This window comes from uncultured Blautia sp. (genome assembly GCF_902497045.1).
Classification (GTDB): Bacteria; Bacillota; Clostridia; order Lachnospirales; family Lachnospiraceae; genus Blautia_A.
Genome location: NZ_CABVDF010000079.1, coordinates 1 through 11195 on the forward strand (window position 1 = coordinate 1; position 11195 = coordinate 11195).

Sequence of the window (11195 nt, forward strand, 5' to 3'; positions counted from 1 at the left end):
TTTGTTGTGCCAAGAAATGAACGATTTTCACTTCCTATCCCAAGAATCCTGCATGGCAGGAGCCTTCGCCTGTTTTCAATCAGAATTGCGGGCTTGTTTCGCAATTACCTATCTGATTTTCAAGGTTCGTTGCCAGTCGCTTTGCCACCACACTTATTGCGATGAGGATGTCACGTAACTCTGCATCCTCTGATGGAAGTGGGTGGGAAGACTGGACTTTCATGTCTTTCTGCATCTGCAGCACCTCCGTTTCCGAGTGACTTATGTGCCTCTCTAATGTTCAAAGGAGATTCGGCTTCAGATTTTCCGAAAAAACTTTTAAGAATTTTTCAGATGTTCTGTAACCTGTCCTTCTAATGTCCAAAGGAGAATGGAAACTAAATATTCCGAAAAATAATCAAACTTTTTTATGCCGCCGCTTAGGCGGTTTTTTCTTTATATTAAGGAAGCGATTCTGACGGTGCAGGATAACCGCAAAGTTTTTTGAAAAAGTTCGGAAAATATTGGTCTGAATCTCCTTTGACCAGTAGAGGGAGCTTGATAAGGGCCCCAGACACGGTGAAGGAGGTGATTCCGATGGGATAGGAAAGATGAGACCGGGAACTTCATGTAGAAAAATTTAACAGGAGGAAAGACATGCAATTGATTTTACAGACAGCGAATGTAACTGCTGATGCAAAGAATTGTAGTTATCCCAATAAGGTAACGGGCACCAATGCATCAGAGCTGCATGAAGCAGTAAAGATGGATCATGTGTGTGCGGAATATAAGAACAATTACCGCAGCATTGATAATTTCCTTAAGTCGAATGTGGTTGTCATGGATCTTGATAACGACCACACAGATGATCCGGACGAATGGATCACGGCAGAGAAGCTGGAAGAACTTCTTCCTGATATTTCATATGCAGTGGCTCCAAGCAGAAACCATATGGTTGCTAAAAACGGCAAGGCAGCAAGACCTAAATACCATGTGTACTTTGAGATTGAAGAAATGACAGATGCGGCAGCTTATGCAGCATTAAAGGCAGCGCTCCACAATGCATATCCATTTTTTGATGGGAATGCTCTGGATGCAGCAAGATTCATTTTCGGAGCTGATAGCGGTGAAGCAGTTTGGCACGAGGGATGGACAACCATTGATGAAGAAGTCGTGGTTGAACTTCCTGATGAAGAAACAGCTTCTGGCAGCGGTCCGATTTTAGAAGGAAATCGTAATAATGCCATGAGCCGTTTCGCAGGCAGAGTTCTTAAACGCTATGGAAATACAGAAAAGGCTCACGATGCTTTTATGGAACATGCTCAGAAATATGATCCACCTTTATCGGATGAAGAGCTTGGAATTATCTGGGCGAGTGCAATTCGTTTCTTTAATAAGAAGGTTGTTGGGCAGGACGGATATGTTCCACCGGAAGAATACAATCAGGATTTTGATGGTGTTTCCTTAAAGCCTGAGGATTTCTCTGATATCGGTGAGGCAAAGGTGCTTGCAAGGGAGTATGAGGATGAACTGATTTACAGTGATGCGACAAGCTTCCTTAGATATGATGGAACCTGTTGGCGTGAAAACAAGCAGGATGCTGTAGGAGCTGTGGAAGAGTTTCTGGATATGCAGCTTGTAGATGCCAGAGATGAGTTGAACAGATGCATTGAGGTTCTGGTGGAAGCTGGATTGCCTGAAAAGGTTGTTAAGGCTGGTGGTAAGGCACTTGAAAAGCTGATTACACCTGAGCTTGAAAAGGCATATGCAGCATATCTTGCTGCTAAGAACTACTACGCATTTGTAATGAAGTGCAGAAACTTCAAGAATCTCGTAAATGTTCAGAATGCCGTAAAGCCAATGATTCAGATTAGAGTGGAAGACTTAGATGCGAATGAGAACATGCTTAACACACCTGATGCAACTTATGACCTTAGAAAAGGTATAGCAGGTGCTATGGAGCATTCTCCATCAGATCTTCTCACAAAGATTACTGCTGTATCGCCTGGTGATAAGGGGAAAGATTTGTGGGAAGAATCCCTTCAATTATTTTTCTGTGGTAACCAGGAGCTTATCGAATATGTGCAGATGACCTGTGGACTTGCAGCAATCGGAAAGGTATATGAGGAAGCTCTCATCATTGCTTACGGAGAAGGTCGAAACGGTAAATCAACATTCTGGAATACGGTATCAAAGGTTCTTGGTACTTATGCAGGGACTATTTCTGCTGACACTATGACAGCGAACTGCAGAAGAAATGTGAAGCCGGAGATTGCTGAGCTTAAAGGTAAGCGTCTTGCGATTGCGGCAGAGCTTGAAGAGGGAATGCTTCTTTCAACCTCAGTTCTTAAGCAGGTCTGCTCCACTGATGTTGTCAGAGGTGAGAAGAAATTCAAGGATCCATTCGATTACACACCGACTCATACTGTTGTGCTTTATACGAACCATCTTCCAAAGGTAAGAGCCACGGATGAGGGTACCTGGAGAAGACTGATTGTCATTCCGTTCCACGCAAAGATTGAAGGCAAGTCAGACATCAAGAATTATTCGGATTATCTTTTTGAGAATGCCGGTACTTATGTTTTGGCTTGGATCATCGAAGGTGCCAGAAAAGCGATTGAGGCTGACTTCCATTTGGAGAGACCTAAGGTAGTTGCAGATGCTATTGCTGAATATCGTGGAATGAACGATTGGCTTGAGCACTTCTTAGAAGAGTGCTGTGTCAGGGGTGATGGCTTGGAAGAGAAATCAGGAGAGCTTTATCAGGAATATCGCTCTTACTGTTTACGCACGGGTGAGATTTCTCGTAATAATGCAGACTTTACAGCTGTTCTTGAAAAGGCTGGATACACACGCAAGAAGAAAAAGTCTGGTATGTGGGTGCAGGGATTGCAGCTTAAAGACACAGATTTTGCAGAATAAATGACAAAAGGTGCAGGGGGTGCAGGACAAATACCTATATCGCGTATGCAAAATTTTTATGGATTTTTTGCTATAGGGAAAGGTTATGTATCATCCTGCACACCCTGCACCGCAAACAATTTTTGATGGAGGATTCGCAATGAAATTTTATAGATGGATGCTTAAAAAACATATCAACGACCATGCACCGGTGGGTGACCTTGCCAGGGATATGAAAGGTGACAAGCAGTTTCCTCATGACGGAGATAAGGCAAAGATTCAGGAATATCTTGATGGATGTGGTGCTTGCAGCGGATGTATGGATGCATTCGAGGAGGCATGGGCTGAGTATGAGAGAGAAAGAAATAGAACAGAAGCTTGTAAAAGCAGTTAAAGCCAGAGGCGGTATTTGTCCCAAGTGGGTTTCACCTGGATTTGATGGAATGCCAGACAGGATAGTGTTTCTGCCTGGCAGACACATCGGATTTGTTGAGGTGAAGGCTCCGGGAGAAAAGCCCAGAGCATTACAGAAGTCAAGACACAGATTATTAGAAAAAATGGGGTTCCATACATACATCTTGGATGGAATCGAGCAAATCGGAGGGATTTTAGATGAAATACAGTCCACATAATTATCAGAAATATGCAATCGAGTTTATAAAGCAGCATCCGATAGCGGCCATATTACTGGATATGGGTATGGGAAAGACCAGCATTGTGCTATCGGCATTGAATGAGCTGATGTATGACAGCTTTGAGGTAACGAAGGTTCTTATCATAGCACCGTTAAGAGTTGCCAGAAATACCTGGTCGGATGAAATCAAAAAGTGGGATCACCTGAAAGGACTGAGATATTCCATTGTAGTAGGAACAGCAGCTGAGAGAAAAAAGGCACTGGCAGCAGATGCAGATATTTTCATTATCAATCGTGAAAATGTTCAGTGGCTTGTAGAGCAGAGCGGTGTACCTTTTGATTTCGATATGGTTGTAATTGATGAACTTTCATCTTTTAAGAACTGGCAGGCAAAGAGATTCAAGTCCTTTATGAAGGTAAGACCTATGGTAAAAAGAGTAGTTGGCTTGACCGGTACTCCTTCATCCAATGGACTTATGGATTTATTTGCAGAATTCAAGGTGCTTGATATGGGTGAGAGACTTGGAAGATTTATTGGCCAGTACAGAGTGAATTACTTTAAGCCTGATAGAATGAATGGTCCGATTGTGTATACTTACAAACTTTTACCAGGAGCAGAGGATAGAATCTATGACAAGATTTCAGATATCACGATTTCCATGAAGGGAACTGACTATCTGGAAATGCCAGAGCTGATTTCTACAGAATATAAGGTTTATCTGGATGATTCTGAAAAGGCAAAGTATGAAGCATTAAGAGATGAACTTGTGTTACAGCTTCCGGGTGGTGAGATTACTGCATCCAATGCTGCAACACTTTCAGGGAAATTATCACAGCTTGCCAATGGAGCTATTTATAGCGATGAGGGTGATGTGAATATATTCCATGCGAGAAAGCTGGATGCTTTGGAAGATCTAATCGAAGCTGCAAATGGCAGACCTGTTTTAGTAGCCTACTGGTTCAAGCATGACCTTAGAAGAATATCGGAAAGACTTAGTAATCTTGGCATTGATTATCAACAGCTTGATACAGATGCCAGTATCAAAAAGTGGAATGCAGGTCAGTTGCAGGTAGGACTTATCCATCCGGCTTCTGCAGGACACGGTCTGAACTTACAGTCTGGCGGTAACATTCTTGTATGGTTTGGACTTACCTGGAGCCTTGAGCTGTATCAGCAGACTGTGGCCAGATTATGGAGACAGGGTCAGACAGAAGGAACCGTATCTGTGATTCACATTGTTACGGATGGAACTGTTGATGAGAGAATACTGAAAGCACTTGAAGCAAAAGACCTCACACAATCGGCACTTATAGATGCCGTGAAAGCAGAGGTGGCTGATGGCAAGTAAGAATTTGGCAGAAGACCCATATGAAAGACTTGCGAATGCGATTATTCTTAGTGCGGTTGCTGATTACAGAACCGCACTCAAAAAGGTAAAGTGTAATCCGAAAAGCAAGTCAGCAATAGATGAGGCTTTACAGATTGAGAAGTTTTTCAGAAGTCCGTGGTATCAACAGCTGACTTCGGTAGATGGAGAGTTTCTTATTCGTAAGCTTCAGGACGAAATAAGACAATCAGAGTAAATCCGAGGAAAATAACTTTTCGGAGGTGACTTATGACAGCTAAGGAATATTTGAAGCAGGCATATCTGTTGGATAAGCAGATACAGGTTGAGGTGAAGGAACTGGAGCAGCTTCGTGAGATGAGAGGTACAATTCAGGGATGTTCTTATGGAGAAAAGATTGGTACCAATCCGAATAGAAATCTGGAAGCGCCGTTTATAAAGACCATTGAAAAAATATGGGATTATGAACAGAGGATTGATGCCCAGATAAATAGATTGGTTGACCTTCGTTCAGAAATCAATGCGGCGTTTGAAAGTATGGAGAATCCTAAGGAAAGACTTCTCTTGAAATATCGTTATCTGAAAAACGAGAGTTGGGAAGATATTTCCTACGAGCTTAATGTGTCATACAGAACTGTGCATCGTATTCATGCATCGTCACTAAATAATTTTGTTGTACCGGAATAAGGTTGGCACATTTTGTCCCAACATGGCATAAGCATATATGTTAATATGATAGTGTCGAAAGTGTACGACAAAGCAGAGCCTTGAGCGAGAGAAATCGCCCAGGGCTTTTTTCGTGAAAGGAAGTGAGCACATGCCTTATAGGAGTAACATACCATGTAAACATCCTGGCTGTGCGGCACTCATTCCGCATGGTCAGATGTATTGCGAGGAACATAAGCCTTTACATACAAAGGACAGAGCTCATGCAGCAGAGCGCGGCTATGGTGCCAAGTGGCAGCATGAGAGAAGGAAGTTCTTAGAGAGCAATCCATTCTGTGTGAAGTGTTATGAAGAAGGTCATATTACTATGGCTACAGTCGTGGATCATATCGTTCCGCATCGTGGAGACCAGAAACTCTTCTGGGATAGGTCGAACTGGCAGCCTTTATGTGAGCATCATCATAATGTAAAGACGATGACCGAGGATAGATTTAAGGAATATCGTTTCTGATGGAGCAAGGGTAGGGGGTATTTGAATCTTCGCAGGCCTTAGGCTACAAGACCGGCGCCCCCTTTTCTGTACAAAATCGCGAAATGGAAGAGGGGGGACATTACTATGCAAATGCAATGTATCGTAATGTTCAAAAGTCGTTGCAGGTATCTTTTTTTGAAAAACTAATAATACTATCATTGTAAAAAAGAGTTTTCGCAATGTTATTAAGTCTAAAAGTGTTGCGAATATAGGGACGTAATAGAACATAATAAAGAAACAGAGTTAAGAAAACGTTGACTTTTTCTGGCGCTGTGAATATAATGAAAGTGTAGAAGAGAGAAGATGCTTTGAATTATGTTGGAGGTAACGATGATGGTAAAGGCAAGCGAGATTATTAGCAACAATATAATGAATATTATGAAACAGAACGGAAAAAAGCAGATTGATCTTGCAGACTATCTCGGGGTGTCCAAGCAAGTGATAAGCAAGATGCTTACCGGTGGAAGGATGATTAATGCAATTGAACTGCAGAAAATTTCGGAGTTCCTGGGTACTTCCATGGAGAATCTTGTTATCCCCCCAGCAGCGGCTGTAGAGACGAATGCGGTAAAGGTTTTTATGGGAAAGGTGGAATCTCAGGAAGCAAGGGATGGACTTGGAATTGCAGATGAGATTGCAAATCTTATTTGTTTTTATGCACATACTCGTGAAAACGCTGAGGAAATGATGAAACCATGGGAGGCTTAGAACTATGTGCCGAGTTTTGGATAATAGTCTTTATATTAAAGACAGAAAGAAATATACAAAAATAAGCGAATGTGCAACAAGTTTTAATTCGCTCTATAATAAGAATAATATTATTCAGGATGATATCTTCAACGTGTTGGAGAATTATGTGGCACGACATGATATGCCCTTTGATATGCTGAGATATCCTATTGAAGATGCCGATTTGTGTGCATGTACTTTCATTCGTAAAGGAAGAATGTTTGTTATGGTTAATTCTGCATTGCCATTGTCAAAGCAGATATTTGCAACAGCACATGAGTTGTATCATATTTATTGCTATTTCGAGGAGCATGATTCCGCATTATTACAATCTGGGTCAATTTTGGCATCTGGTATTATAGATGAAGAAGCAAAAGAGATTGAGGATATGGAAGCAAATGCTTTTGCAGCTATTTTACTGGCTCCAAAGGAGCGGCTTGATGAGCAGACGGATGTATACAATTTGTCATATAAAGATATTTCAGTGCAGACAGTGCTTAAGATAATGGACATTTTTGCAATTCCTTATAAGGCAGCGGTACTTCGTCTCTTGGAGGAAAACAAGATTGATGTTAAAGCTGCAAAGAATCTTTTGCAAGTTGAAGAAAAGGAAATTTACAGGCAAATGGAACTTACGGGAAAAGCTACACGCTGGCAGGAGATACCTAAGGATTTCATTAGATTTGGAAGCTTACCTGAATTGATGTATGATGTGGAGCAGTTGGATGCTGTTCGCGATGAACGGTTAGCAAGTGATAAGAGCAGATTGAGTGAAATTATGAAAAGTTTAAGAAAACAGTGAGGTAGTGCCTATGGAAATGGACAAAAAATATGCCTTGCTGGATACTGACTTTTTGTATAAATCACATTTAGCAAGAAATGCAAAAAATCATACGCTGACAGACTTTGTAATGGAATTTGCGGAGTATGAGTTTTTCTGTCATGAAATGATAAAGAAAGAACTGAGCAGACATGAACTGAATCCGGATCCGAATCCTTGGCTTGAAGAGAAAATTAAAGCAGGAAAAGTGAAATTGTATTCGGATCGAGAGATCATAAGTGAATTAGGAAAAATATACGGAGAAGAAGCAACAAGCGTATATTTAGAGTTACTGGAAACGAGTTGCGATACTTTTAATGTCAATTTTTATAAACAGTACTATGGTTCTTTGAATGAGATGGAGAACCTGAACGATGTTGAGGCCTTTTTGGCGGCATTAAAGGATTGTGATGATAATGTTCCACATAAAAAGGGACTAGGCGAGAAAAAGACCTATGTATTAATTCAAATGATGGAAGTGCTGTATGGTAATCGGGTGTATATATTCTGTTCAGATGATTTTAAAGCAAGACAGAGTATTGCAAGTTTAGAAACGCCGGTTCATTGTATCAGTATCTTAGGTGTATTCTATAAGCTGATGAAGATGGGAAAGAAAAAAGCTGAAATGCAGGAATATTACGATCATTTATCTGCGTTTTTGAAGAATCAGACGGAATATAAGGTTTGGTCGATATCTGGTCACCAACGAGATAGTGTGCCGATTAAACAAGTGTTTGATGAGATATATGATGAAAAGTTTCAGATGTTGCGGAACGGAGATTTGCAATACATAAAGTAATATGTTAGATAGCATGTAACAAAGCCTTGAGGAAAAGAAATCCTTCAGGGCTTTTCTTATGAAAAAAATTAAGGAAGGAGGGTATGACCATGGCAGGAAGAAAGCCAAAGCCTACAGCGGTAAAGAAGCTGGAAGGTAATCCGGGAAAAAGAAAATTGAATACGAAGGAGCCGATTCCGGCAAAGGGAATGCCTAACTGTCCGGAATGGTTATTACCTGAGGCTAAGAAAGAGTGGGAACGTTTAGCTGATTTGATGAATCAGATGGGCGTTCTTACGGAAGTGGATATGGCAGCGTTTGCTGCGTACTGCCAGTCTTACGCCAGATGGAAGGAAGCTCAGAAGCATATTGATTCTGGGGGTTCGACTTTTGAAACAGATAAAGGATATCAGCAACAGACACCTTGGGTTGGTATCGCAAATACTAATCAGAAGCTGATGCTACAGGCGGCATCCGAGTTTGGGCTTACGCCTTCATCCAGATCACGTATTGTGGCTGGTAGTGCAAAGGGGAAAGAGCCGGAAGATGAGATGGAGGCATTGCTTGGAGGTGATTCTTAATGGCAAAGGAACCACGACCAAAGGGATATCCAAAGCTTAAGAATTATAAGCCTTCTCAGTTTATGCTTCCGACTTCTCACTATGACAAGAAGAAAGCAGACAGGGCAGTTACTTTTATTGAGAATCTTTGCCACACGAAAGGCAAATGGGCCGGAACACCATTCTGGCTGTTGCCGTGGCAGGAGCAGCTCATAAGAGACATTTTTGGAATTGTAAAAGCGGATGGGAACAGGCAGTTTCGTACTGCATTTGTGGAAATATGTAAGAAGGTAGGAAAGAGTGAATTGGCTGCGGCTGTCGCTCTTTATTTATTATATGCAGACAATGAGCCAAGTGCGGAAGTGTACGGTGCAGCAGCTGACCGTCAGCAGGCATCTATTGTATTTGATGTTGCAAAGCAGATGGTTGAGATGTCACCAGCTCTGATGAAGCGGTCTAAACTAATGGGAGCTACAAAAAGAATTGTCAATTATGGTAATGCCGGTTATTATCAGGTGTTGTCAGCTGAGGTTTGGGGAAAGCATGGTTTTTCAGTCTCAGGACTGGTGTTTGATGAAATTCACACTCAACCGAACCGGCAGTTATATGATGTTCTTACCAAGGGCTCGTCAGATGCAAGACAAAATCCGCTTCATTTCATAATCACAACTGCTGGTAATGATAGACATTCCATTGCGTATGAACTTCATACAAAAGCAGTGGATATTCTGGAGGGAAGGCGTGTTGATCCGACCTTTTATCCTGTGGTTTACGGACTTAAAGATAATGATGATTGGGAAGATGAAGCAAATTGGTACAAGGTCAATCCTTCTCTTGGATACACAGTTGATATTGAAAGACTGAGAGATGCGTACAGGGAAGCAAAGCAGAATCCAGCTGATGAGGTCACATTCAAGTGGCTTCGATGCAATATGTGGGTCAGTTCAACAGTTGCATGGATTCCTGATGCGATATATATGAGAGGAAATGAATCAATTGAGGCGGCTTCACTTGAAGGAAGAGACTGTTATGCAGGACTTGACCTTTCAAGTACAGGGGATATTACAGCTTTAGTATTGATATTTCCGCCGAGAGATGAAAATGAAAAGTATGTGCTCTTGCCGTACTTCTGGATTCCTGAGGAAACCATACCTAGAAGAGTGAAAGCTAATTCAGTTCCCTATGATATTTGGGAAAAACAAGGCTATATCATGTCTACAGAGGGAAACGTGATTCATTACGATTTTATTGAAAAGTTCATCATGTACCTATCAGAGAAATATCACATTTTGGAAATAGCGGTGGATAGATGGAATGCGACTCAGATGATTCAAAATTTGGAGGGCGAAGGTTTTACCATTGTTCCTTTTGGTCAGGGATTTTCTTCAATGTCAGCTCCGACGAAAGAATTCTATCGCTTACTGATGGAGGGAAGAATTATTCACGGTGGGAATCCAGTGCTTAGATGGATGGCAGGTAACGTTGTTATTGACACAGATCCTGCTGGCAATATTAAAGTAACCAAAGCTAAATCTAAGGAGAAGATAGATGGCATTGTTGCCGCAATTATGGCGCTTGATAGATGTATACGTCAGGAAGGGCAGAGAGGCAGCGTTTACGATGAGAGAGGATTGTTAGTATTTTAAGGAGGGTGTATGGGATTTTTCAGTAATTTATTTCGGGGAAGGGATGCTCCTTCTAACAGCACGGCTGGAAGTGGATATGGATTTTTTATGGGGAGTACGGCTTCCGGGAAGAGAGTGAACGCAAGGAGTGCCATGCAGATGACTGCTGTGTATTCCTGTGTGAGGATTCTTTCTGAGGCGGTGGCGGGTCTGCCGCTGCAGTTTTACAGATACAATGATAACGGGGGTAAGGAGAAGGCGGTGGATCATCCGCTTTATTTTCTGCTGCATGATGAGCCGAATCCGGAGATGACTTCTTTTGTGTTCCGGGAGACTTTGATGACGCATCTGCTTTTGTGGGGGAATGCGTACAGTCAGATCATCCGGAATGGAAAGGGCGAAATTGTGGCTCTTTATCCGCTGATGCCTGACAGGATGACGGTGGACAGGGATGAGCATGGCAGGCTTTATTATGAGTATCTGGTTTATGACGGGGATGATGTGGACGGAAGAACCGGGACAGATCCGAAAGCAAATGGAAAGATCGTGCGTCTGCATCGGGCGGATGTGCTGCATATTCCGGGACTTGGGTTTGACGGGCTGGTCGGATATTCACCTATTGCCA

Annotated in this window: 13 protein-coding genes; all 13 read left to right on the forward strand. The window is 42.0% G+C overall.

The window, feature by feature from the left end:
- Positions 1-636 precede the first annotated feature (636 nt).
- Positions 637-2901, forward strand: coding sequence for a phage/plasmid primase, P4 family (locus tag RDS42_RS07505; protein WP_308783096.1), 2265 nt, complete (start codon positions 637-639; stop codon positions 2899-2901).
- A 139-nt stretch (positions 2902-3040) separates the two neighbouring features.
- The gene (locus tag RDS42_RS07510; protein WP_308783097.1) at positions 3041-3274 is read left to right on the forward strand and encodes a sterile alpha motif-like domain-containing protein; all 234 of its coding nucleotides are present in this window, start codon (positions 3041-3043) and stop codon (positions 3272-3274) included.
- Positions 3231-3512, forward strand: coding sequence for a VRR-NUC domain-containing protein (locus RDS42_RS07515; protein WP_308783098.1), 282 nt, complete (start codon positions 3231-3233; stop codon positions 3510-3512). The genes RDS42_RS07510 and RDS42_RS07515 overlap by 44 nt, the downstream gene beginning before the upstream one ends.
- Positions 3493-4863 (forward strand): DEAD/DEAH box helicase, encoded by a 1371-nt coding sequence (locus RDS42_RS07520; protein WP_308783099.1) that lies wholly within the window; start codon positions 3493-3495, stop codon positions 4861-4863. The genes RDS42_RS07515 and RDS42_RS07520 overlap by 20 nt, the downstream gene beginning before the upstream one ends.
- Complete coding sequence (locus RDS42_RS07525) at positions 4853-5098, forward strand: hypothetical protein (protein WP_308783100.1); 246 nt, start codon at positions 4853-4855, stop codon at positions 5096-5098. The genes RDS42_RS07520 and RDS42_RS07525 overlap by 11 nt, the downstream gene beginning before the upstream one ends.
- A gap of 32 nt (positions 5099-5130) precedes the next feature.
- The gene (locus tag RDS42_RS07530) at positions 5131-5547 is read left to right on the forward strand and encodes a DUF1492 domain-containing protein (protein ID WP_308783101.1); all 417 of its coding nucleotides are present in this window, start codon (positions 5131-5133) and stop codon (positions 5545-5547) included.
- A 130-nt stretch (positions 5548-5677) separates the two neighbouring features.
- Complete coding sequence (locus RDS42_RS07535) at positions 5678-6037, forward strand: HNH endonuclease signature motif containing protein (RefSeq protein WP_308783102.1); 360 nt, start codon at positions 5678-5680, stop codon at positions 6035-6037.
- Between the two features lie 351 nt (positions 6038-6388).
- Positions 6389-6766, forward strand: coding sequence for a helix-turn-helix domain-containing protein (locus RDS42_RS07540; protein WP_308783103.1), 378 nt, complete (start codon positions 6389-6391; stop codon positions 6764-6766).
- Between the two features lie 4 nt (positions 6767-6770).
- On the forward strand, positions 6771-7589 hold the full coding sequence (locus RDS42_RS07545) for an ImmA/IrrE family metallo-endopeptidase (protein ID WP_308783104.1): 819 nt from the start codon (positions 6771-6773) through the stop codon (positions 7587-7589).
- A 10-nt stretch (positions 7590-7599) separates the two neighbouring features.
- Positions 7600-8406, forward strand: coding sequence for a hypothetical protein (locus RDS42_RS07550; protein ID WP_308783105.1), 807 nt, complete (start codon positions 7600-7602; stop codon positions 8404-8406).
- A gap of 83 nt (positions 8407-8489) precedes the next feature.
- Positions 8490-8966 (forward strand): phage terminase small subunit P27 family, encoded by a 477-nt coding sequence (locus tag RDS42_RS07555; RefSeq protein WP_308783106.1) that lies wholly within the window; start codon positions 8490-8492, stop codon positions 8964-8966.
- Positions 8966-10591, forward strand: coding sequence for a terminase TerL endonuclease subunit (locus RDS42_RS07560; RefSeq protein ID WP_308783107.1), 1626 nt, complete (start codon positions 8966-8968; stop codon positions 10589-10591). Before RDS42_RS07555 ends, RDS42_RS07560 begins: the two co-directional genes overlap by 1 nt.
- Positions 10592-10600: 9 nt before the next feature.
- The coding region (locus RDS42_RS07565) for a phage portal protein (RefSeq protein WP_308783108.1) at positions 10601-11195 on the forward strand (595 nt) is incomplete at its 3' end.

Bases quoted from the DNA above. Each gene is read 5' to 3' on its own strand.
- RDS42_RS07525 (WP_308783100.1), top strand. From the start codon at position 4,853: ATGGCAAGTAAGAATTTGGCAGAAGACCCATATGAAAGACTTGCGAAT.
- RDS42_RS07505 (WP_308783096.1), top strand. From the start codon at position 637: ATGCAATTGATTTTACAGACAGCGAATGTAACTGCTGATGCAAAGAAT.
- RDS42_RS07515 (WP_308783098.1), top strand. From the start codon at position 3,231: ATGAGAGAGAAAGAAATAGAACAGAAGCTTGTAAAAGCAGTTAAAGCC.
- RDS42_RS07540 (WP_308783103.1), top strand. From the start codon at position 6,389: ATGATGGTAAAGGCAAGCGAGATTATTAGCAACAATATAATGAATATT.
- RDS42_RS07520 (WP_308783099.1), top strand. From the start codon at position 3,493: ATGAAATACAGTCCACATAATTATCAGAAATATGCAATCGAGTTTATA.
- RDS42_RS07530 (WP_308783101.1), top strand. From the start codon at position 5,131: ATGACAGCTAAGGAATATTTGAAGCAGGCATATCTGTTGGATAAGCAG.
- RDS42_RS07555 (WP_308783106.1), top strand. From the start codon at position 8,490: ATGACCATGGCAGGAAGAAAGCCAAAGCCTACAGCGGTAAAGAAGCTG.
- RDS42_RS07560 (WP_308783107.1), top strand. From the start codon at position 8,966: ATGGCAAAGGAACCACGACCAAAGGGATATCCAAAGCTTAAGAATTAT.
- RDS42_RS07545 (WP_308783104.1), top strand. From the start codon at position 6,771: ATGTGCCGAGTTTTGGATAATAGTCTTTATATTAAAGACAGAAAGAAA.
- RDS42_RS07550 (WP_308783105.1), top strand. From the start codon at position 7,600: ATGGAAATGGACAAAAAATATGCCTTGCTGGATACTGACTTTTTGTAT.
- RDS42_RS07535 (WP_308783102.1), top strand. From the start codon at position 5,678: ATGCCTTATAGGAGTAACATACCATGTAAACATCCTGGCTGTGCGGCA.
- RDS42_RS07510 (WP_308783097.1), top strand. From the start codon at position 3,041: ATGAAATTTTATAGATGGATGCTTAAAAAACATATCAACGACCATGCA.